General features: G+C 71.6%; 18 protein-coding genes. 7 read left to right on the forward strand and 11 right to left on the reverse strand.

The genetic code is table 11. The annotated features are described in order from the left end of the window. Positions 1-5: 5 nt before the first annotated feature. The 3 genes from AB0912_RS03725 to AB0912_RS03735 all read right to left on the reverse strand — a co-directional run bounded on the left by AB0912_RS03725 (position 6) and on the right by AB0912_RS03735 (position 7886). A complete protein-coding gene (locus AB0912_RS03725; protein WP_366696306.1) occupies positions 6-3284 on the reverse strand; it encodes a GH92 family glycosyl hydrolase in 3279 nt (1092 codons plus the stop codon). 591 nt (positions 3285-3875) lie between these two features. Next, positions 3876-6590, reverse strand: a complete 2715-nt coding sequence (gene acnA / locus AB0912_RS03730) for an aconitate hydratase AcnA (protein ID WP_366696307.1) — start codon at positions 6588-6590, stop codon at positions 3876-3878. Between the two features lie 318 nt (positions 6591-6908). Continuing rightward, on the reverse strand, positions 6909-7886 hold the full coding sequence (locus AB0912_RS03735; protein WP_366696308.1) for an aminoglycoside phosphotransferase family protein: 978 nt from the start codon (positions 7884-7886) through the stop codon (positions 6909-6911). 280 nt (positions 7887-8166) lie between these two features. Between AB0912_RS03735 and AB0912_RS03740 the strand changes: the two genes are divergently transcribed. From AB0912_RS03740 to AB0912_RS03750, 3 genes are all read left to right on the forward strand, one after another. Continuing rightward, entirely contained in the window at positions 8167-8358 is a 192-nt protein-coding gene (locus AB0912_RS03740; protein ID WP_366696309.1) for a DUF4236 domain-containing protein, read from the forward strand. 255 nt (positions 8359-8613) lie between these two features. Then, positions 8614-10143 (forward strand): UDP-N-acetylglucosamine 1-carboxyvinyltransferase, encoded by a 1530-nt coding sequence (locus tag AB0912_RS03745; RefSeq protein ID WP_366696310.1) that lies wholly within the window; start codon positions 8614-8616, stop codon positions 10141-10143. A 217-nt stretch (positions 10144-10360) separates the two neighbouring features. After that, entirely contained in the window at positions 10361-11329 is a 969-nt protein-coding gene (locus tag AB0912_RS03750) for a DUF5996 family protein (RefSeq protein ID WP_366696311.1), read from the forward strand. Between the two features lie 31 nt (positions 11330-11360). Here the strand turns inward: AB0912_RS03750 and rpsN are convergent, their stop codons facing one another. Then, on the reverse strand, positions 11361-11666 hold the full coding sequence (gene rpsN, locus AB0912_RS03755; protein WP_366696312.1) for a 30S ribosomal protein S14: 306 nt from the start codon (positions 11664-11666) through the stop codon (positions 11361-11363). Continuing rightward, positions 11666-11902 carry a 50S ribosomal protein L28 gene (gene rpmB / locus AB0912_RS03760; RefSeq protein ID WP_366696313.1) on the reverse strand — a complete coding sequence of 79 codons (237 nt, stop codon included), beginning with the start codon at positions 11900-11902 and terminating at the stop codon, positions 11666-11668. The genes rpsN and rpmB overlap by 1 nt, the downstream gene beginning before the upstream one ends. Positions 11903-12093: 191 nt before the next feature. On the opposite strand from rpmB, the gene rpmG reads away from it, so the two are divergent. The 3 genes from rpmG to rpmF all read left to right on the forward strand — a co-directional run bounded on the left by rpmG (position 12094) and on the right by rpmF (position 12964). Then, the gene (rpmG, locus tag AB0912_RS03765) at positions 12094-12258 is read left to right on the forward strand and encodes a 50S ribosomal protein L33 (protein ID WP_366696314.1); all 165 of its coding nucleotides are present in this window, start codon (positions 12094-12096) and stop codon (positions 12256-12258) included. 49 nt (positions 12259-12307) lie between these two features. Then, positions 12308-12565 (forward strand): type B 50S ribosomal protein L31, encoded by a 258-nt coding sequence (locus AB0912_RS03770; RefSeq protein WP_366696315.1) that lies wholly within the window; start codon positions 12308-12310, stop codon positions 12563-12565. A 228-nt stretch (positions 12566-12793) separates the two neighbouring features. Further along, complete coding sequence (rpmF, locus tag AB0912_RS03775) at positions 12794-12964, forward strand: 50S ribosomal protein L32 (protein WP_366696316.1); 171 nt, start codon at positions 12794-12796, stop codon at positions 12962-12964. A gap of 162 nt (positions 12965-13126) precedes the next feature. Here rpmF and AB0912_RS03780 read toward each other — a convergent pair whose 3' ends face one another. The 6 genes from AB0912_RS03780 to AB0912_RS03805 form a co-directional block, all read right to left on the reverse strand. Further along, positions 13127-14014 (reverse strand): TIGR03943 family protein, encoded by an 888-nt coding sequence (locus tag AB0912_RS03780; RefSeq protein WP_366696317.1) that lies wholly within the window; start codon positions 14012-14014, stop codon positions 13127-13129. Further along, positions 14011-15048, reverse strand: coding sequence for a permease (locus AB0912_RS03785; protein WP_366696318.1), 1038 nt, complete (start codon positions 15046-15048; stop codon positions 14011-14013). The genes AB0912_RS03780 and AB0912_RS03785 overlap by 4 nt, the downstream gene beginning before the upstream one ends. Positions 15049-15393: 345 nt before the next feature. After that, on the reverse strand, positions 15394-16191 hold the full coding sequence (locus AB0912_RS03790; RefSeq protein ID WP_366696319.1) for a hypothetical protein: 798 nt from the start codon (positions 16189-16191) through the stop codon (positions 15394-15396). 177 nt (positions 16192-16368) lie between these two features. After that, entirely contained in the window at positions 16369-17184 is an 816-nt protein-coding gene (locus tag AB0912_RS03795) for an ABC transporter permease (RefSeq protein ID WP_366696541.1), read from the reverse strand. Positions 17185-17285: 101 nt separating this feature from the next. Continuing rightward, entirely contained in the window at positions 17286-18239 is a 954-nt protein-coding gene (locus AB0912_RS03800) for an ABC transporter permease (protein WP_366696320.1), read from the reverse strand. A 33-nt stretch (positions 18240-18272) separates the two neighbouring features. Next, positions 18273-19895, reverse strand: coding sequence for an ABC transporter substrate-binding protein (locus AB0912_RS03805; protein ID WP_366696321.1), 1623 nt, complete (start codon positions 19893-19895; stop codon positions 18273-18275). A gap of 521 nt (positions 19896-20416) precedes the next feature. On the opposite strand from AB0912_RS03805, the gene AB0912_RS03810 reads away from it, so the two are divergent. After that, positions 20417-20902 (forward strand): nuclear transport factor 2 family protein, encoded by a 486-nt coding sequence (locus AB0912_RS03810; protein ID WP_366696322.1) that lies wholly within the window; start codon positions 20417-20419, stop codon positions 20900-20902. The last annotated feature ends 22 nt before the right edge of the window (positions 20903-20924 follow it).

The following is a 20924-nucleotide window of genomic DNA, read 5'->3' on the forward strand; positions in this document are numbered from 1 at the left end:
ATGGTTCACTTGCCGACGGCGAGGGTGAAGACGTGCAGGTCCGCGTTGTCCGGGAGTGTGACGCTCTTGACGGTGCGCCCGGCCGGGGCCTCGAAGGGCTTGGTGGCGAAGACGTAGGTGGCCACCGGGTCCTTGTCGGCGCCCGCGACGTTGCGGTAGGCGGCCTTGGCGACGGTCGCGTTGCCGTACTGGACGGTGCCGCCCCCGCCGCCGACCGTCCAGTCGGTGAAGGCCAGTTGGACGGATTCGGTGCCGCCGTCGGTGTAGGTGACGGTCGCCCGGTTTTCCTGGTTGCCGTTGACCGCGCTGCCGACGAAGGACAACCGGGCGGCGGGGTCCGCCAGTTCGATGGTCTGGCCGTGTGCCGAGGCGTTGTCGGGGCGGCCCGCCGGCGAGTCGGGCCAGGTGAAGGCGAGGCCGTCCACCGTGCCCGCCCCGCCCGGGGTCAGCCCCGCGTCGGCGAGGGCCTGGCGGGAGTAACTCCAGCCGCCGCCGTCGAAGTCGGCCTCGTCGTGGTCGCCGGCGTCGTCGGAGACGCCGGTGTTGTCGTAGGCCGCGAGCAGGGAGCCCGGGGCGGCCACGGTCAGCGCCACGGGCTGGGCGTACGAGGTGTCGTCGGAGGTCACGGTGACCTTGACGTCGTAGAACCCCTGCTCGGCGTCGTCGGCGGCGGTGAGGGTGATCCGCTGGGCGCCGTCGCCGACGGTGCCCTCGGCGGGTGTCGCCCTCACTCCGTCGGGGGTGTCCACGTGGAAGCGGACCTCGGGGCCGGTGCCGCCGCCCAGCGCGAGGGCGCGGATGTCCAGGGCGGTGCTGCCGCCCGGTGCCAGGGTGGCCGCCGTCGGGCCGACTCCGATCTGGTACGGCTGCTCACCGGTGCGGAAGGAGGGCGGCGCCGCCTTCTCCGCGCTGCCCCAGGTCTTGTCGGGGGCGGTGGACAGCGTGTAGTCCAGGGTGCCGCCGTCGCGGACGAAGGAGGCGGGGAGCCAGGGCCGTTCGCTGCCGCGTCCGTCGACCCGAAGCGACCGGATGTAGGGGGCGTCCGCCGCCGCGCCCGTCGCGCGGATCGCGATGTCGCGCCGGCCCGGCCGGTCGATCTCGATCCTCGGGAACAGCGGTGAGGCCAGGGTGAGTTCGGCGCGGGAGGGGACCTGCGGGTACATGCCGAGCGCGGAGAAGACGTACCAGGAGGACATCTCGCCGAGGTCGTCGTTGCCGGGGATGCCCTCGGGCTTGACCGACCAGAGCCGGGTCATCGCGGCGCGGACGGTCTCCTGTGCCTTGTAGGGGGCGCCCGCGTAGTCGTACAGGTAGGGGACATTGATCGACGGCTCGTTGTCCAGCTCGGACTTGTCGCCGCCGCTGCCGGTGAACGCCCAGCCGCCGTCCGCGTCGTGGAAGAAGGTGTCGAGGCGGGCGAGGGCCTTGTCCCGGCCGCCCATCGCGGCGAACAGGCCCGCCGGGTCGTGCTGGACCATCCAGGTGTACTGGGCGGCCGTGCCCTCCACGAAGCCGTTGCCGGTCGCCGGGGTGAAGCCGGTGACCCAACTGCCGTCGGCCTTGCGGTTGGCGATGTAGCCGCCGCCGGGGTCGGCCGCGATGTTGAAGTTGTTCTGCCACCACTGGGAGCGCTCGGCGAACTCGGCCGCGGTCTTCTTCTCGCCCGCCGCCGCGGCGAGTTGGGAGATGGCGAAGTCGGCGCCGGACATCTCCAGGGTCTCGGCCGCGCCGCCCCAGGCGTTGGTCACCGACGGCATGTAGTGGTGGTCGAGGTACTTGTCGAGGGAGGGCCGCTGCCCGACGGACAGGACGGGCTTGCCGGCCGAGGACAGGTCTCCCTCGGTCGGCACGGTGGCCGCCTTCACCAGGGAGGCGAGGGCGCCGCGCAGGTCGAAGCCGGTGCCGCCGAAGGCGCGGATGCCGGCGAGGGCGGCCGGTGACGGGTCGCCGTTCATGACGTGCGTGCCGCTCGCGCCGTGCAGCCAGCGGTCCCAGACCCCGCCGTTCTGCCGGGCGAGTTCGAGCAGGGACTGCGCGATGTCGGAGCCGGTGTCCGGGTCGAGCAGGGTCAGCAGCTGGACCTGGGAGCGGTAGACGTCCCAGCCGGAGAAGGTGCCGTACTGTGCCGCGTGCCCCCGGCCGACCGTGTGCACCGCGTCGTCGGCGCCGCGGTATCTGCGGTCGGCGTCGCTGATGACGTTCGGGTGCAGGAGGGAGTGGTAGAGCGCTGTGTAGAAGGTGGTGCGGTCGGCGTCGGTGCCGCCGCCGACGCCGATCGCGCCGAGCCGGTCCCGCCAGGCGCGGTGCGCGGCGTCCTGGACGGAGGCGAAGGAGCGGTTCGGCGGGTTCTCGGCGGCGAGGTTGGCCGCGGCGCCCGCCTGGCTGACGTAGGAGATGCCGACCTTGACGTTCACCGGGCCGGTGCCGGGCGCGAACCGCACATAGCCGCCGGCGCCCTTGCCCGCGACGGGGCGGCCGCCCTGCGCGAACCCGCCGGTGCCGCCGCTCGCCTCGGTGGACCCGGGGCTGAGCCGGCCGTCCTGCCAGGTGCCGGTGGCCTGGAAGGCGCGGTCGAAGCGGGCGGTGAAGTACAGGGTGTAGTAGGAGCGTTGGCCTTCGGGGTCGAGGTAGCCGCAGAAGTTGCCGGAGGTGACGGAGCCGGAGACGGTGCGGGTCTTCGGGTCGATCCGCACGGTCGAGTCGGTGGAGCCGACCTCGGAGTTGGCGGTGCGGATCAGCAGCGAGGCTGGCTTGTCCTCGGGGAAGGTGAAGCGGCCCGAGCCGGTGCGGGCGGTGGCGGTGAGGTCGGCGGTCACCCCGGAGGCGAGGCCGACCTTGTAGTGGCCGGGTTCGGCCTGTTCGTCGGTGTGCGCGAAGTCGGCGGCGTAGACGGCGTCCTTGGTGTCGCTCGCCGGGGAGGAGGTGACCTCACCGGCGTACGGGAAGAACGGGATGTCCCCGCTGCCGCCCGCGCAGCCGGTGCCGGACATGTGGGTCAGGCTGAAGCCCCGGATGCGGGTGGCGTCGTACTGGTAGCCGCCCGGCGCGGCGGTGCGGGTGGCGTCCCCGCGGGTGTTCTCGGGGCTCCAGGAGAGCATCCCGAACGGCGTGACGGCGCCGGGGAAGACGTTGCCGCCGTCCCTGGTGCCGATGAGCGGGTCGACGTGGACGGTGGGGTCCTGGACGAGTTCCGGTGGACCGGACGGGGGTGCGGCGAGCGCCGGGGTGGCGCCGGCGACCGTCAGGGCGACGGCCAGCAGGACGGATGACGGACGGAAACGCATGACGCGGCCCCTCCTCCTTCGGACGGGTCGCGCACCACGGGTCGCACAAGCCGCTGGGACAGTAACGTGCGTCACGGGTACCACGGAAGACCGCGTCCGGCCGGGAAGGCGCGCTCGCCGTCCTGGCGGGCGGGCGGTCCCCATTGGCGGGGCGGGGCGGGGCGAGGCGGGCGGGTCCCGTTGGCCGGGGGGCGAGCCGGGCGGGTCCCCGTCGACGGAGCGATGCGGGCCGGACCGGACCGGGCGGGGCGGGGCGGGGCGGGGCGTGGTAAACCGGTCCGCGTTGCCGCTGTGATGGGTGGGATGTCCGTCAACTGCCTTGACATCGTTGTCCGTTGAGGCGGTAGAGTCGGTCGCAGACCATGCAGACAACGTTGTCGCGCGCCCTGGTCGCCACAAGCCGCACCATCCCGGGCAGGACTCCCCCCGATCTGCCCGGGCTCGCGGACCGGGCGGGCCCGAACCCACCCGCCCGGTCCGCCCTGAGCCATTCCGCGCGGGGCAGCGCGAAGGGCCGCACCCCCGCCGGACGGGGATGCGGCCCTCGACTCGCTTGCCGGACTCGCTTGCCGGACTCGCTTGCCGGACCGCTTACTTGCGGATCAGGTTGCGCAGCACGTACTGCATGATGCCGCCGTTGCGGTAGTAGTCCGCCTCGCCGGGGGTGTCGATGCGCACGACCGCGTCGAACTCGACGCCGGTGTCGGTGGTGACCTTCACCGTGCGCGGGGTGGTGCCGTTGTTCAGCTCCTCGACGCCGGTGAAGGAGAAGGTCTCCTCGCCGGTCAGACCGAGGGACTCGGCGGTCGCGCCTTCCGGGAACTGGAGCGGCAGGACGCCCATGCCGATGAGGTTCGAGCGGTGGATGCGCTCGTACGACTCGGCGATGACGGCCTTGACGCCGAGGAGCGCGGTGCCCTTGGCGGCCCAGTCGCGGGACGAGCCGGAGCCGTACTCCTTGCCGGCCAGGATGACCAGCGGGATGCCCTGCGCGATGTAGTTGCGCGAGGCGTCGTAGATGAAGGAGACCGGCCCGCCGTCCTGCGTGAAGTCGCGGGTGTAGCCGCCCTCGGTGCCCGGCGCGATCTGGTTGCGCAGGCGGATGTTGGCGAACGTGCCTCGGATCATGACCTCGTGGTTGCCGCGGCGCGAGCCGTAGCTGTTGAAGTCACGGCGCTCGACACCGTGCTCCGTGAGGTACTTGCCTCCGGGGGTGTCGGCCTTGATCGCGCCGGCCGGGGAGATGTGGTCGGTGGTGACCGAGTCGCCGAGCTTGGCGAGGACGCGCGCGCCGGCGATGTCCGAGACCGGGGTGGTCTCCATCGTCATGCCCTCGAAGTAAGGGGGCTTGCGCACGTAGGTCGACTGCGGGTCCCACTCGAAGGTGTTGCCCTCGGGGATCGGCAGCGCCTGCCACTGGGCGTCGCCCGCGAAGACGTCCTGGTAGGACTTGTTGAACATGTCCTCGCCGATGGCGTTCGCCACGACGTCGTTGACCTCGGCCTCGGAGGGCCAGATGTCCGCCAGGTAGACCGGCTTGCCGTCCTGGTCGGTGCCGAGGGCGTCCTTGGTGATGTCCACCTTCATGGACCCGGCGAGGGCGTACGCGACGACCAGCGGCGGGGAGGCCAGGTAGTTCATCTTGACGTCGGGGTTGATGCGGCCCTCGAAGTTCCGGTTGCCGGAGAGGACCGAGGTGACGGCGAGGTCGTGGTCGTTGACGGCCTTGGAGACCTCCTCCGGCAGCGGGCCGGAGTTGCCGATGCAGGTGGTGCAGCCGTAGCCGACGAGGTTGAAGCCGACCTTGTCGAGGTAGGGGGTGAGCCCGGCCTTGTCGAAGTAGTCGGTGACGACCTTGGAGCCCGGGGCGAGGGTGGTCTTGACCCACGGCTTGCGGGTCAGGCCCTTCTCCACGGCCTTCTTCGCGACGAGCGCGGCGGCGACCATGACGTACGGGTTCGAGGTGTTGGTGCAGGAGGTGATGGCCGCGACCGTCACCGCGCCGTGGTCGAGCTCGTAGGTCGAGCCGTCGGGGGCCGTGACCTGGACCGGGTTGGAGGGGACGCCGTTGGTGGCGGCCGGGGAGTCGGAGGCCGGGAAGGACTCCTTGCCCGCCTCGTCGTCGTCGGCGACGTAGTTGCGCACGTCGCTCTTGAACTGCTCGGCGGCGTTCGCGAGGACGATGCGGTCCTGCGGGCGCTTCGGGCCGGCGATGGAGGGGACGACCGTGGAGAGGTCCAGCTCCAGCTTCTCGGAGAAGTCGGGCTCGGCGGCCGGGTCGAGCCAGAGACCCTGCTCCTTGGCGTACGCCTCGACGAGCGCGAGCTGCTGCTCGGAACGGCCGGTCAGCTTGAGGTACTTGATGGTCTCGCCGTCGATCGGGAAGATCGCGGCGGTGGAGCCGAACTCCGGCGACATGTTGCCGATGGTGGCGCGGTTGGCCAGCGAGGTGGCGGCGACGCCCTCACCGTAGAACTCGACGAACTTGCCGACGACGCCGTGCTTGCGCAGCATCTCGGTGATCGTGAGGACCAGGTCGGTGGCGGTGGTGCCGGGGGTCAGCTCACCGGTGAGCTTGAAGCCGACGACGCGCGGGATGAGCATGGAGACCGGCTGGCCGAGCATCGCGGCCTCGGCCTCGATGCCGCCGACGCCCCAGCCTAGGACGCCCAGGCCGTTGACCATCGTGGTGTGCGAGTCGGTGCCGACGAGGGTGTCGGGGTACGCCTGGCCGCCGCGGACCATCACCGTACGGGCCAGGTGCTCGATGTTCACCTGGTGGACGATGCCGGTGCCCGGCGGGACGACCTTGAACTCGTCGAAGGCGGTCTGGCCCCAGCGCAGGAACTGGTAGCGCTCCTTGTTGCGGCCGTACTCCAGCTCGACGTTCTGGGCGAACGCGGTGTTGGTGCCGAACTTGTCGGCGATGACGGAGTGGTCGATGACCAGCTCGGCCGGCGCCAGCGGGTTGATCTTCGCCGGGTCGCCGCCCAGCTCCTTGACGGCCTCACGCATGGTGGCGAGGTCGACGACACAGGGCACGCCGGTGAAGTCCTGCATGATCACGCGGGCCGGCGTGAACTGGATCTCGTGGCTGGGCTGGGCCTGCGAGTCCCAGCCGCCGAGGGCCCGGATGTGGTCGGCGGTGATGTTCGCGCCGTCCTCGGTGCGGAGCAGGTTCTCCAGCAGCACCTTCAGGCTGTACGGAAGGCGAGCCGAGCCTTCCACCTTGTCCAGCCGGAAGATCTCGTACGACTCGTCGCCCACCTGCAGCGTGCTGCGGGCGTCGAAGCTGTTCGCCGACACGACAGTCTCCTTCATTGATGTGCGCGTTCCCACCGCATCCTGCCGCCACGACGCCTTGCCCGATCCACTAAGGTAAGGCTAAGTTAGGTAACCCTTACCACCGGATGGACGAAGCGGTGCGGCCGCGGTACGCCTCGGCAGATATCTCGATGTCGAGATAACTCTAGTACATGGGCGCGGCGAGGTCATGTCTGGGCGGCTGTGACCTCGGCCCGGTGTGCCGTGACCGGGCTGGGCCCGGTTTTCCTCCTCGACTTGGCGACCAGCCGGTCCGCCGCTCGGCGGGTCTGCCGGTCCGTTGGTCCGCCGGCCCGCGGATCAGCCTCGGGTCAGGGTCGTGAGGAAGCGGGTTCGCGGGTCGGTTCGGGCCTTGGCGATTCCGGGGGCCGCCATGAGGGCGGCCAGGGCTCGGCACCAGGCGTGTACGCGGTCGGGAGACATGCCGGGGACCAGTTCCGCCAGGTGCTCGATCCGGCGCTCCAGCGTGCCGGGACCCTCGGCCCCTTCGAGTACCCAGTCCACGGCGTCGAAGTCCGGGTCGCCCCATGAAGGCCTCGGGTCGATCGCCACCAGGCGGCCACCCGGACCGGACGCCGGGCCGGACAGCACGTTGGCCGGATGGAGGTCTCCGTGTACGAGTCCTACGGGGCCGGTCGTGGCGAGGCCCAGGGCCGCCGAGTGGGCCTCGGCAAGCATCGCCGAGGCCCGCTCCACGCCGTACACGTCGGTCTCGTCGGTCTCGTCGGTCTCGTCGGCCGACGCCATCCTGCGCTTGGTCAAGTCGAACAGGAAGTCGATCCGGTGGGATAGGGGGTGCAGTACCGAGTGCGTCCCGGCCCGCGCGTTGGATGAGGCGTCCCGTAGGTCCCGTAGGTCCCGTAGGTCCCGTAGGTCCCGTAGCAGGGTCGCGACCTCCGGCAGGGTCCAGTCGAGTCGCCGGGCCGGCACTCCCGGTTCCACGTGGTCCAGGAGCAGGGCGCCGGCGGCCAGGTCCTCCGCCAGGAGGGTGACGACGGACGGGGTCGCCGCCCAGCTCCGCAGGGCCTCGGCCTCCTCGCGGGCGATCGCGGTGTCCGGCGTGAGCTTCAGCCAGACCGGGGCGCCGGTGTCACGGCGTGAGCAGCGGAACACCCGGGAGGTGCCCCCGCCACCCGCCGCGACGAGGTCCAGGCCCCAGCGTGCGGCGAGTTCGTCGACGAGCGCGGGCAACTCGTCGCACCAGGCGAGCACTTCGGGTCCGAACCGGACGACCAGCCGGTCCCGGACATCCGGTGTGACGCGGGCCGGCTCTCTCAACGGGCTCCTCGGAAGATGGTTCGGCGGACAGTTCGGTTGACGGTTCGGCAGTGGTCGACGCGGGTCTCGCGCAGTCTAGGAGCAGGAGGCCGGTGGGATCTTCGCCGCAGCGGTCGAGTTCTCGCCGTAGCGCCATCCCGAAAGCGGGCGAACCCGGTCAACCGCGCTCCTGTTCAGGGGAGTTGACGGGTCGTAGGTCATGACAGGCACGTCGGAGCCGTTTCGGGGTATCCGATCGCTGCCGGGGAGGGCCCGGCGCAACCGAGGCGAAGGGGCAGTCATGCCGCTCACGTTCCGCAAGAGCTTCAAGATCTTTCCCGGTGTGCGGCTGAACATCAACCGCAAGTCGATGTCCGTCACCACCGGCGGCGACAAGGGCCCGCGCTACACGCACAGCACCACCGGGCGCAGGACGACCTCGATGAACCTGCCGGGCCCGTTCGGCTGGCGCAAGACCCGCAAGGCCAGGTGAAGTAGAGCCAAACAGCACAAGGTGGACATGGGTGGACGTAGAAGACTCGACGTCATATACACCCCTCTTCGCGGCACTCACCGGCGGCGACGTCGACGCGTGGCACCTGCGGGAGCCCCTCGGCGGTCACCGCCGTGCCGTCGCCGGACCCGCCTCCCCACCCGAACTCCCCTCCCCTGGCCCACCGATGGAGCCCGTCACCCGGAAGGCGGCGCTCCATTTCTTTTTATCTCACATCCGATATACGGTCGCGCCATGGCAGACGACTACCTCGTACGTATCGGCAAGCTCATCCGTGACGCCCGGCAACACCGGGGCTGGACACAGTCGCAGCTTGCCGAGGCACTCGGCACCAGTCAGAGCGCCGTCAATCGCATCGAGCGCGGCAACCAGAACATCAGCCTTGAGATGATCGCCCGTATCGGTGAAGCCCTGGACAGCGAGATCGTCTCGCTCGGCTACGCGGGCCCGATGCATCTGCGCGTCGTCGGCGGACGCCGCCTGTCCGGCTCGATCGACGTCAAGACCAGCAAGAACGCGTGTGTCGCGCTGCTGTGCGCCACCCTGCTGAACAAGGGGCGCACGGTGCTGCGCCGGGTCGCCCGTATCGAAGAGGTGTACCGCCTTCTGGAGGTACTGGGCTCGATCGGCGTCCGCACCCGCTGGATCAACGGGGGCGTCGACCTGGAGATCGTGCCGCCGGGCGAGCTGGACATGGAGGCCATCGACGCCGCCGCCGCCCGCCGTACGCGGTCCATCATCATGTTCCTGGGCCCGCTGCTGCACCGCCTGGACGCCTTCAAGCTGCCGTACGCGGGCGGTTGTGACCTCGGCACCCGCACCATCGAGCCGCACATGATCGCGCTGCGCCGGTTCGGGCTCGACATCGCGGCGACCGAGGGGCTCTACCACGCGCAGGTCGACCGGTCCGTCACGCCCGGGCGTCCGATCGTGCTGACCGAGCGCGGGGACACCGTTACCGAGAACGCGCTGCTCGCAGCCGCCCGCCACGACGGCGTCACCGTCATCCGCAACGCCTCCTCCAACTACATGGTCCAGGACCTGTGCTTCTTCCTGGAGGCCCTGGGCGTACGGGTGGAGGGCATCGGCACCACCACGCTCACCGTGCACGGCGTGCCGAACATCGACGTCGACGTGGACTACTCCCCCTCCGAGGACCCGGTCGAGGCGATGAGCCTGCTCGCCGCCGCCGTGGTCACCGAGTCGGAGCTGACGGTGCGCCGGGTGCCGATCGAGTTCCTGGAGATCGAGCTGGCGGTCCTGGAGGAGATGGGCCTCGACCACGACCGCACGCCCGAGTACTACGCGGACAACGGCCGCACGCGGCTGGTGGACCTGACGGTCCGGCCCTCCAAGCTGGAGGCGCCCATCGACAAGATCCACCCGATGCCGTTCCCGGGCCTGAACATCGACAACGTCCCCTTCTTCGCGGCCATCGCGGCCTCCGCGCAGGGCAAGACGCTGATCCACGACTGGGTCTACGACAACCGGGCGATCTACCTGACGGACCTCAACCGCCTCGGCGGCCGGCTCCAGCTCCTCGACCCGCACCGCGTCCTGGTCGAGGGCCCGACCCGCTGGCGCGCCGCCGAGATGATGTGCCCGCCCGCGCTGCGCCCCGCCGTGGTCGTCCTGCTCGCCATGATGGCCGCTGACGGCACCTCGGTGCTGCGCAACGTCTACGTCATCAACCGCGGCTACGAGGACCTCGCGGAGCGGCTGAACTCGATCGGCGCGCAGATCGAGATCTTCCGGGACATCTAGATACGCGCGTGCCGCCGCACCTCTCCCCGACCTGCTGCCCCGAGGCGGGGGGGGTGGGAGTGGTGCGGTCCGGGGCGGGTGGGCGGAGGCGGGGGTTCGGGGGCCGTGGGAGAATCGAGGGTGTGCGGTCGCGGCGCCGGCGTGCCCGGTACGGAGGCACTGCCGTGGCACTCCACGGCCGTCCGCAACTGGTGTTCAATCCGCCGGGAGGCTCCCCGTGAGCGAACGTCCCGAGGCGTGGCCGGTGCTGGACCACGCGGAACTGGCGCCCATGATCGAGTATGTGAACCGGGTGGTTCAGGTCGCGGGCAAGTACTCGCTGGACGACCCCTTCGAGGTCGGGTGGGGCAACATCGTCCTGGAGGTGTCCCCCCGCGGGCTGCGCACCCCGACGTTCCGGCGAAGAGGGGCGACCTTCTCGGTGCACTACCGGCTGCTCGACGGTGACGTGGTGATCGAGACCGACCGGGCCTCGCGCACACTGTCGCTGTCGCGGACGTCGGTCGCCGACTTCTTCACGGCGTTCTGCGAGGCCGCGTCCGAGCTGGGCATCCCGCATCCCGGTACCCCGCAGATCTGCGAGATCCCCGCCGCTCCGCCGAACTTCGCGGACGACCGGGTCGAGCGGGTGTGGAACGCGGACTCGGGCCGCCTGATGTGGGAGGCGTTCGACCTGGCCGCGGGCGGTCTGGAGGCGTGGCAGGCCCCGTTCCTCGGACACCGGCCGCGCGTCGGTGTGATGTGGGGCGGGTTCGACCTGTCGGCGACCCGGTGGCGCCCGAACCGGACGAAGCCCGGACCGGACGGCCCGCCGTTCATGCGCAACGCCCAGTTGCACGAGTACGTGTCGGTGGGGTTCTCCTTCGACAACACTCACGGCGACGGCACGAGCCCGCTGGACATCGGGCTGTACGCCTACATCTGGCCGCAGCCGGACGGCCTTTCGGGCCGCGACTGGGGTGTCGAGGGCGCCGACTGGCACGCGGACCTCGGCCTGGCACTGCTGCCGTGGCAGAACCTGCGCGGACAGCCGGACCCGCACGGCGCGGTCGTCGCGTTCGGCGACGCCGTGTACGAAGCGGCCGTGCGGACCGCGGGCTGGCCGGCGGATCTGGTGGGGCCACGGGTCGACGGCTGGCACATGAGCCGGCACCAGCCGGCCGAGACCGCGGGACAGCAGGGCTAGGAACCCTGCCGAACCCCGCCCAACAGGGCGTTCACCAGGAGGACTTCACCACCCCCGGCAGATGACCGGCATGGGCCCGCGCCCGTACGTTCAGCCGGGAGAGACCGAACTTCCGCAGGTGGCCACGGGAGCGGCCGTCCACACTGTCGCGGTTCCGCACCCTAGTCGCGCTCGCGTCCCGGGGTTGGCGCCGGAGTTCCGCCCGCGCGGCGGCCTTCTCCTCGTCCGTGGCCCGTGGAGACGCCAGAACGGCCTTGAGTTCGGCCCGGCGCCCCGCGTAGCGCTCCACGATCCGCCGCCTCTGGGCGTTCTTCGCGATCTTGCTCTTCTTCGCCATCAGACACGCTCCCCGCGGGCCCGGATCCGGGCGACTGCGGCCTCGACGCCGATGGCGTCCACGGTCTTGATGGCTCGCGCGCTCAGCCTCAGCCGGACGTACCGGCCCTCACCGGGCAGCCAGTAGCGCTTGTTCTGGATGTTGGGGTCGAACCGACGCGAGGTGCGCCGGTGCGAGTGGGAGATCTTCTTGCCGAAGGCCGGCCGGGCGCCGGTCAGTTGGCAGTGGGCGGACATGACGGTTCTGCCTCTCTCTTCACCGAGTCGTGAGCCATGGCCATGGCTATGTGCCATGCGCCATGCGCCATGCGCCATACGCCATGCGCCATGCGCCATACGCCATGCGCCATGCGCCATGCGCCATGCGCCATGCGCCATGCGCCATCACGGCTATCGGTAATGGAAATCATTGTCGTATGCTACCCGCCATGGCCCGCAACGAGGTACGCCCGATCGTCAAGCTCCGTTCCACCGCCGGAACCGGCTACACATACGTGACCCGCAAGAACCGCCGGAACGACCCGGACCGGCTGGTCCTGCGCAAGTACGACCCCGTCGTCCGACGGCACGTCGAGTTCCGCGAGGAACGCTGACCGCGTCCGCTCCGCCCGCCCGTCGGCCCCCGATCGAGAGAGCACACCCATGAAGCCTGGAATCCACCCCGCCTACCGCCCGGTCGTGTTCCGCGACAAGGCCGGTGACTTCGCCATCCTCACCCGGTCCACGATGACCAGCGACAAGACCATCGAGTGGGAGGACGGTCACACCTATCCGGTGGTCGACGTCGAGATCTCGTCGGCCAGCCATCCCTTCTACACGGGCACCGCCCGCGTCCTGGACACCGCCGGCCGCGTCGAGCGTTTCGAGCGCCGCTACGGGCCGGACGGGGGTCGCCGATGACGCTCGTCTGACCGGTACCCGTGTGGTCGTCGCCGGATCGTCGCCGGACTCCATACCGGCGCCCGCCGTACTACGGCCGCCGAACGGTTGCCGCGCGAGGTTGCGCGACGGCGTCCCGCCGCCCCCGCTCGATTCCTGCCGCCCGCTCAGCGATTGCCACGAGCCGGCTGAGCCCCCCTCCTCCTCCCGACCCTCTCTCCTCTCCCCTCACCCGACGAAAGGACCGTCATGGCCGTCCCCAAGCGCAGGATGTCCCGGAGCAACACCCGTCACCGCCGCGCCCAGTGGAGGGCGAGCACCCCGGCGCTCGTCCCCGTCACCGTCGACGGCGGCACCTACCTGGTGCCCCAGCGGCTGAAGAAGGCCTACGAGCGCGGTCTCCTGCGCCCTGAGGGCTGACGCCCTGTCACCCGGTCCGGCTCCGGCGGCTGGGCGCGACTGCGCGTTCCCGCTCGCTCCGCGCCGGCCGTCAGCCCGGTTGTCCCACGGTCGGCCTGACTCCGGTCGCCCCGCGAGGGGTTCGCCGGTGGGCAGCGCGCCTCCCGGCCGGCGGAAGCATGGTCAACGGGACGGGACGAGCGGCAGATCGTCGGTGTAGCCGTTCGCCGGCCGGTCTGTCTTCGTGACGGTCCGGGCATCCAGCTCCGCCCGGGCGGAGCTGGTGCCGAGCCGCCCGCTCGGGTGCACGGTGCCCGTAACCGAGACCCAGGTGTCCGCGGCCAGGGGCGGTGCGCCGTGGATGCGGACCTTCACCGACTGCGCGTCCGCGGCGCAGCAGGAGATGATGATCCGGGTCAGGTACCAGTCACCGTGCCCCTTGTCGGGTGTGACCAGACCGCTCATCCGGACCGTCCGGCCCTTGATCGCCTGGGTGCGGTCCTGTTGGACGCGCCGGGTGAACTGGGTGAGGGTCATCGGCAGCGGCGAGGTCGCGGGCAGGGCGTCGAACCGGTCCTGCCGGGTAACGGCCCGGGAGGGTTCCCGGGACGCGGTGTACGCGCCGAGGGCGGGCGGGGCGTAGAGCAGCAGGCTCAGGGCGGGCAGGAACAGCAGCCACGCGACACGCGGAACACCTGAGTGCTCGTGATCGTGCCCGTGGTCGTGCCCCTCATGCTCCTCGGGCTCCTCGGGCTCCTCGCGCCCATCGGGCTCCTCGCGCCGATCCCGCCAGTCCCGCCCGTCCCGCTCATCCCGCCCGTCGGAGTCATCGTCGCGGTCACCGCCGGAACCGGGAACCCCGTGGCGTGCTGCCGCCCCGGGCCGCAGCCTCGGCGCGAGGTACGACCATGCCTCCGCGGCCCCCAGTGCCAGCAGCAGGACGCCCGAGGCGACGAGCAGGGGCCGCATGCCCGGTCTGACGTACCGCAGGCAGAGGTCGGTGAGCAGCGAGACCTGGAGCAGCCCGCAGCCGCTGACCAGGAGCAGGAACATCTGGACCGGCCGTTTCACAGCAGTGCCACTCCGATCAGGACGCTGCACAGGACCGCGACGACGGTCGTGGCGGCGGAGAAGCGGACGGCGAACGCCCGGCCGAACGTGCCCGTCTGCAGGGCGATGAGTTTCAGGTCGACCATCGGTCCGACGACCATGAAGGCCAGCCGTGCCAGCGGCGAGAAGCCGGTGAGCGAGGCGGCCACGAAGGCGTCGGCCTCGGAACACACGGCGAGGACGATGGCGAGCCCGGCGAGGAAGAGCACCGACAGCCACGGTGAACCGGAGAAGACGTCGAGGACCGAACGCGGCACCGCCACGTTGAAGGTGGCCGCGGCCATCGCGCCGAGGACCAGGAAGCCTCCGGCGTGCAGGAAATCGTGCTGGAAGCCGAGCCGGAACTCCCGCAGGCGGCTGTGCCCGGGCCGGTGACCCGAGTGGCGCGGGGTGGGGCGCAGCCACTCCTCGCGGCCCAGCAGAAGCCACAGCCAGCCCATCACCGCCGCGGTCGCGAGTGAGGCGAGCAGGCGTGCCAGGACCATGACGGGGTTGCCGGGGAAGGCGACGGCCGTGGCGGTCAGGACCACCGGGTTGATGGCGGGCGCGGACAGCAGGAAGGTGAAGGCCGCGGCCGGGGTGACACCCCGGCCGATGAGGCTCCGCGCGACCGGCACCGACGCGCACTCGCAGCCGGGCAGGACCGCACCGGCCAGACCGGCCACCGGAACGGCCAGCGCCGCCCGTCTGGGCAGAACACGGCCGATCACGCGCTCCGGGACGAACGCGTTGATGGCACCTGATATCGCGGTGCCCAGCAGGAGGAACGGCATGGCCTGCACCGTGACGGCGAGACAGACCGTCCGCCAGGCCCGGACCGCCGGCGCCTCCAGCCATCCCCCGCCGACGAAGAGCACGACGTTGACGAGAGCCATCGTCACGCACGCCAGGAACATCCACGTGCGCAACCGCTCCCGCGTCGGTCGTCTGTCGGTGCGGGCGGCAGCCCCGACGACCGGCTCGGCCTCCTCGGCCAGTCCAGACCCCTGGGGCATGCCTTCTCCGAATGTCGAACGTCCGGAGCGAATATAGCCGCGCCCGCTCAACCGCCACCCCGCCCCGCCCCCGGCACCGGCTCCGGCACCGGCTCCGCCCCGCCGCACCGGCCCTGGCTCCGGCCTCGGCTCCGGCCTCGGGCGGCCGGACCCCGGGGACCGCCCAGCCCTCGCACCTGGCGCTCCCTACGTCCCTACGGGGGCACCCCGCCCTTCGCGTACGTCCCTACGGGGGCACCCCGCCCTTCGCGTACGTCCCGCCCGAGGCACCCGCCGCCCCCGTACGTCCCGCCCGGGGCCCCCGCTCCCGTACGTCCCCGGTGGGCGCCAAGGCTCTGCCCCGGGTCAGCCGTAGGGGCTGGAGGACATGTACAGCGTCTCGGGGCTGTCCGGCACGACGGGATACTGCAGGGTGTCGTGCCGGCGGTGGCGGCCGGACTGGCTCACGTCGTACGCGGGCGTCTTGGGGGTCAGCCGCCCTTCCGAGGCGAGCATCTGCGCGCGCAGGAGCAGTTCCTTCGAGCTGAGGCCGAGTTCCGTCGCGACGGTCTGGAGGTCCAGATCGGATTCCCAGCTCCACAGCAGCACGGAGTCCATACCCGCCGTCCAGGCCACCCGCTCGCCCGACGGCTGCTGTTCCATCAGCGGCGGACGGCCCGGCGGCGGGGTCTCCGGCCGGGGCTGAGGCATCTTCGCCCAAGCGGCTCCCGTGAGCGGCTCGTTGCCGGAGGGCGGGACGGCGGTGGGGACGGCGGCCTGGCCGGTTGCCGGGCCGGTGGCCTGGCCGGTGGCCGGCGGGGCCGCCGGGGGCTGCGCCGGCCTGCCGGCCGGAGGAGCGACAGCGGCCGGCTCCGGTGGGTGAGGAGACGTTTCGGCAGGGGGGCTGAGCAGTTGGTCGGCGACGATCCGGGCGTCTTCCTTGCCGACCGTGCGGCGCGCCACACGTACCTCACGCTCGTTGAGCCCCATCAAGTCCGCCACCGCGGCGTCACTGCCGACCGTGACCGCGAACGCCGCCAGGGTCCTCGTCCTGCTGGCCAGCGCCTCGTCCATCACCGCCTGGGCCTCGCGCACCCGGTCGTCCGTACTGCAAAACGCCTCGGCGAGGAGCGTGTTGCGCTCCCAAAGTTCACGTGGTTCCACGCGGGAACAACGTTTCTGCGGGCTCTCGCGACACCCGATCCGAAGTGGATCACCCGAAGGGGTCATCGACAGGGATGATCACACTTGGCGGACCGGGACTCCGGGCGAGCGGCCGACCGGTCGTCAGGCTCCGTTCCGCCGCGCGGCCGTCGGCCCGGGCGCCGCGCGGCCGTTTCCTCAGCGCTGCCCGGCCCACTCACCGTCCAGCGCCCGGGAGACCCGGTTGACGGCGAGGACCAGGGACGCGACCGTCAGCCCCGGGAGGGTCGAGACCCACCAGGCGTCGGCCAGGTAGTCGCGGCCGTCCGCGATGAGGGTCCCCCATTCGGGTGCCGGGGGTGGGGCGCCGTAGCCGAGGAAGCCGAGGGCGGACACCGAGAGCACGGCCGTGCCCAGGTCCAGGGTCGCCAGGACGACGACCGGTCCCGCGGCGTTCGGCAGGACGTGCCGGAGCAGGACGCTGTACCAGCGGGCCCCGGACACCCGCGCGGCCTCCACGTAGGGGGTGTGCCGCACTCTCAGCACCTCCGCTCGCATGACCCGGGCGAACCCCGCGATCCCCGCGACGCCGACCGCGAGGGCGACGTTCGCGGTGCCGGTGCCGAGGGCCGTGACCACCGCCAGGGAGAGGAAGAGGCCGGGCACCGCGAGGAGGACGTCGACCAGGCGCATCAGGGCGCTCTCGATCCAGCCGCCGCGAAAGCCGGCGACGAGTCCCAGGCCGCTGCCCGCAACGAAGGCGACCGCCACCGCGATCAGGGTCGCCCGCAGGGACAGGGCGGTGCCGTGGGCGACTCGGGAGAACAGGTCGCGGCCGAGGCCGTCGGTGCCGAACCAGTGGCGGGCGCTGGGCGGTTGGAGGATCTCGGCGGCCGAACCGCGCAGCGGGTCGACTCCGGTGAACAGGGACGGCCGGAACGCGGCGAGCAGGACCGCCGTGAGCAGCAGGAGCGAGAGGACCAGGCCGGGGCGGCGGAGGAGGAAGCGCGGCAGGCGGCGGGGCGCGGTCCGGCGTCCGTCCCTGCCCGCTGGGGGTGGGGACGCGGGTTCGGGCCGCTCCGTGGCGGCGGGGGAGGTGGTGATCAGCGCCTCGGTCACGCGAAGCTCCTTCGGCCGGAGGCGACGATGCGCCGGTCGAGCAGCGGGTAGGCCAGGTCCACCAGCAGGTTGACGACGACGAAGACGAGCGCGCCGAACACGACGACGCCCTGGACGACGGGGATGTCCTGGACGGTGACCGCGTCGGTGGTGATACGGCCGAGTCCGTTGCGGGAGAAGACGTTCTCCACGACCACGGCGTTGGCGGTGAGCTGCCCGGCCAGCAGGCCGACGACGGTGAGGGCGGGCAGCGCCGCGTTGCGCAGCGCGTGCCGGAACTGCACCCGGACCCGGCCCGCCCCCTTGGCCCGCGCGGTCTGCACATAGGGCTCGTCGAGCACGGCCAGGAGGCTCTTCGAGAGGACCTGCGCCACCAGGACCGAGGCGGGCAGGGCGAGGGTGACGGCGGGCAGCACCAGACCGGCCGGCCCGTCGTTCCCGAAGGCGGGGAACAGCCGCAGCCGGAACGAGAAGAGCTGCACCAGCATCAGTCCCACCCAGAACGAGGGCAGAGAGATACCGATCGCGGGCAGCGACAGCAGGGACTGCCTCAGCAGGCGGCTGCGGGTGGCGGTGGCCGCGAGCGCGATCGACGCGCCGAACAGCACGGCCAACGGGAGTGCCGCGGCGGCGAGTTGGAGGGTCTGCGGCAGGGCGTCCCGCAGCGTGGCGGAGACGGGCCGGCCGGTGGCGACGGAGTTGCCGAGGTCGCCGCGCAGGGCGTGCCCGAGGGACACGGCGTAGCGGACCGCGAAGGGCCGGTCGAAGCCGTACTGCGTGCGCAGCTCGGCCAGCCGTTCGGGGGTGACCTGGGTGGAGTTGAGGCCCGCGCCGGCCATCGCCGCGACCGGGTCGCCGGGCAGCAGGTCGAGCAGGAAGAAGGTCAGTGTGTACGCGGCCCACAGGACGCCGACGGCCTGTGCGAGGCGCCAGAGGACGTACCGTCGCATCGTCGTTCCCTCGTTCGGAGTTCCCCGGCCGGGTCAGTTCTTCCAGGCGTCGTGCAACTGGACGCCGCCCGAGGCCCCGAGCCGCAGGTCGTGGACGTGGGCGGAGACGCCGACAAGGGCCACTTGATCGACGATCGGTATGACGTATGCCTGACGGACGATCAGCCGCTGTGCCTCGGCCACGAGTTCGTCGCGGTCGGCGGTGTCGGTGGTCGCCGCCTGCCGGTCGAGGACGGTGTCGAGCCGGCCGCCGGGCAGCCGGTAGGAGTTCACCTGGTGCGTCGAGTAGAGGGTGCGCAGCGCGTCGGGGTCGGCCCGGGTGAGGTCGCCGCCCCACAGGGCGTCGTAGGCCCCGGTCTTGATGGTCTGGGGGAACTGGGTGACCTGGAGTTCCTTGATGACCAACCGGACTCCGACGTCCTTGAGTTGCTGCTGCGCGATTTCGAGGGCGGCCTGGTAGGCGCCGGAACGGTTGAAGGACACCACGGTCAGGCTGAGCCGGGTGCCGTCCTTGGCGCGGATGCCGTCGGCGCCGGCCCGCCAACCCGCCTGTGACAGCAGGGACTTCGCCTTGGTGGTGTCGTGGCCGAGGTCGGTGGAGAGGTCGGTGTAGCCGGGGGTGGTGCGGGACAGGACGCTGGTGGCGGCGCGGGTGCCGGTCGGGAAGACGGCCTTCGCGATCTGCGCCCGGTCGACGGCGAGCCCCACGGCCCGCCGGACCCGGACGTCCCGGGTGAGCGGACGGTCGTTGTTGAAGCCGAGGTTGAAGACGACGCCGGGGTTGGGGCGCCGTTCGACGCGGGCGCCGCCGCGGCGCAGTACGGCCTCGTCCTGGCGGCGCACACCGCCGATCGCGTCGACCTGTCCGGAGCCGAGGCTGCCCGCCCGGACGCCGGACTCGCCGACCACCTTGAAGTCGACGCCGTCGAGATAGGCGGCGCCCTTCTTCTTCCAGGCGGCCGAACCCCAGGCGTAGTCCTTGCGCCTGTTCAGCGTCAGGGACTGGTTCTGCCGGTACGAGGCGACCGTGAAGGGGCCTGATCCGTGCACGCCCTCACCGCACCGGGACTGCGGGGTGCGGGCGGTGTCGGCGGCGGAGACCAGGGCCAGCGAGGCCGTGGAGGTCGCCTGGAGGAACTGGGCGTTGGGCCGGTCGAAGACGACCTCGGCGGTGTGACCGTCCACCACCCGGGTCTCGCGGTAGCCGTTGAGATAGCCCTGGGCCAGGATCGCCAGGCCGCCGAGTTTGGCTATCGCGTCGAAGTTCTTCTTGACGGCGGCGGCGTTCACGGGTGTGCCGTCGCCGAAGGTCGCGCCGTCGCGCAGATGGAAGGTGAACGTCCGGGCATCGTCGCCGACTTCCCAGCTCTTGGCCAGCCAGGGCACGATCCGGCCGGTGGCGGGGTCCTGGTCGGTGAGCGAGTCGACGGTCTGGCGCAGCGCGTAGAGGGTGTCGCTGCTGCCGACCTGCTGCGGGTCGAGGCAGCCGGCGTCGGTGGCGACGGCGAAGGTGAGCCGTCCGCCGGAGGCGGGCGGTCCGGAGGCTCCGGGAGCGGCGGACCCGGCGCCCCCACAGGCGCTGAGTACGGTGGCCAGGCTGAGCGCCAGAGCCAGGGCCGACGCCGGGCGGTGCGGGGTCGGGCGGTCTTTCTTCACGGCTGCGGTCTCCTGCGGGACGAGGGGTGGGCGACGAGCGACGCGGCCCGGGTGGGGGCGTGCCGGGCGGCGGTCGGCCGGTGGGCGGGGTGGGTGCGCGGGGAGGTCGTGCGCGGGGTGAGTCGGTGCGCGGCTCAGAGTCGGTGCGCGGCCCAGAACCGGTGCGCGGGGAGGGGCGGTCAGTGCGCGGGGAGGGGCGGGGCCCGGTGGAAAGACGGGGCGCCGACGCGGTGAACGCGTAGGTGTCAGGCGGGGCGACAGGCCGCGCTGTTCACGCGTCGCAGATCGATGTGACGGCGCGACGACAGCAATGCGCCGGTCCCCGCGGGGGCGACGGCGGGAACGGGGGAAAGCGTGTTGCGCATGCCGCTTTCCTTCCGTCGGCGGGGCCGTGGCGAAATCCGATAACGGGCGTACCGTAGCCAGTTGCGGCGATGGCAGTCAATGGCCTTTTCTCATGGCGGGGGTGTTCGCCGTGTCATCATGAGCGCGAAACTCTCCCGGGCCCGGAAAGGAAAGACATGGCCTCCACGAACGGTGATCTGCTGGCCACGATCGAAGCGGAGCGCGAGATCTACCGCACCTTCTACAAGTTCTTCCGCCTGGTGGACACGGGGCGGTACGAGCAGTTGGTGGACTGCTTCACCAAGGACGCGTTGATCGAGTACGACGTGATGCCCGGGCCCACGCAGCGGTTCCACGGACGCGACGAGTTCACCGCGTTCATGTCCGCCGGACGTCGCTTCCGGCGCGAGCCCACCGTCGCGCACGTCCTCGGCCAGACCCTGGTGGAATGGACCGACGGCGCCCCTCACGTGCAGGCTTACGCCACCGTGTGGCACTGGAGCGCCACCCGGACCGCCGCCGGTGAGCACCGGCCGGCGGACTGGACGGTGGTGGGGCTCGTCGAGGACGACTTCGAGCTGGAGGACGGCCGCTGGCTGATCAGCCGCCGCTATGTGGCCCCGGTCGCCGGGCTCGTCGCGGCGGGCCGGGCCCCGCTGTAGAGCGCTGCGGCACCGGATCTCC

The sequence above is a fragment of the Streptomyces sp. NPDC007084 genome (genome assembly GCF_040703595.1).
Classification (GTDB): domain Bacteria; phylum Actinomycetota; class Actinomycetes; order Streptomycetales; family Streptomycetaceae; genus Streptomyces.

What these genes read in the sequence shown, in the direction of transcription:
- AB0912_RS03725 (WP_366696306.1), bottom strand. Translation starts at nt 3,284, where the DNA reads ATGCGTTTCCGTCCGTCATCCGTCCTGCTGGCCGTCGCCCTGACGGTC.
- AB0912_RS03740 (WP_366696309.1), top strand. Translation starts at nt 8,167, where the DNA reads ATGCCGCTCACGTTCCGCAAGAGCTTCAAGATCTTTCCCGGTGTGCGG.
- AB0912_RS03745 (WP_366696310.1), top strand. Translation starts at nt 8,614, where the DNA reads ATGGCAGACGACTACCTCGTACGTATCGGCAAGCTCATCCGTGACGCC.
- rpsN (WP_366696312.1), bottom strand. Translation starts at nt 11,666, where the DNA reads ATGGCGAAGAAGAGCAAGATCGCGAAGAACGCCCAGAGGCGGCGGATC.
- rpmB (WP_366696313.1), bottom strand. Translation starts at nt 11,902, where the DNA reads ATGTCCGCCCACTGCCAACTGACCGGCGCCCGGCCGGCCTTCGGCAAG.
- rpmG (WP_366696314.1), top strand. Translation starts at nt 12,094, where the DNA reads ATGGCCCGCAACGAGGTACGCCCGATCGTCAAGCTCCGTTCCACCGCC.
- AB0912_RS03770 (WP_366696315.1), top strand. Translation starts at nt 12,308, where the DNA reads ATGAAGCCTGGAATCCACCCCGCCTACCGCCCGGTCGTGTTCCGCGAC.
- rpmF (WP_366696316.1), top strand. Translation starts at nt 12,794, where the DNA reads ATGGCCGTCCCCAAGCGCAGGATGTCCCGGAGCAACACCCGTCACCGC.
- AB0912_RS03785 (WP_366696318.1), bottom strand. Translation starts at nt 15,048, where the DNA reads ATGCCCCAGGGGTCTGGACTGGCCGAGGAGGCCGAGCCGGTCGTCGGG.
- AB0912_RS03800 (WP_366696320.1), bottom strand. Translation starts at nt 18,239, where the DNA reads ATGCGACGGTACGTCCTCTGGCGCCTCGCACAGGCCGTCGGCGTCCTG.
- AB0912_RS03810 (WP_366696322.1), top strand. Translation starts at nt 20,417, where the DNA reads ATGGCCTCCACGAACGGTGATCTGCTGGCCACGATCGAAGCGGAGCGC.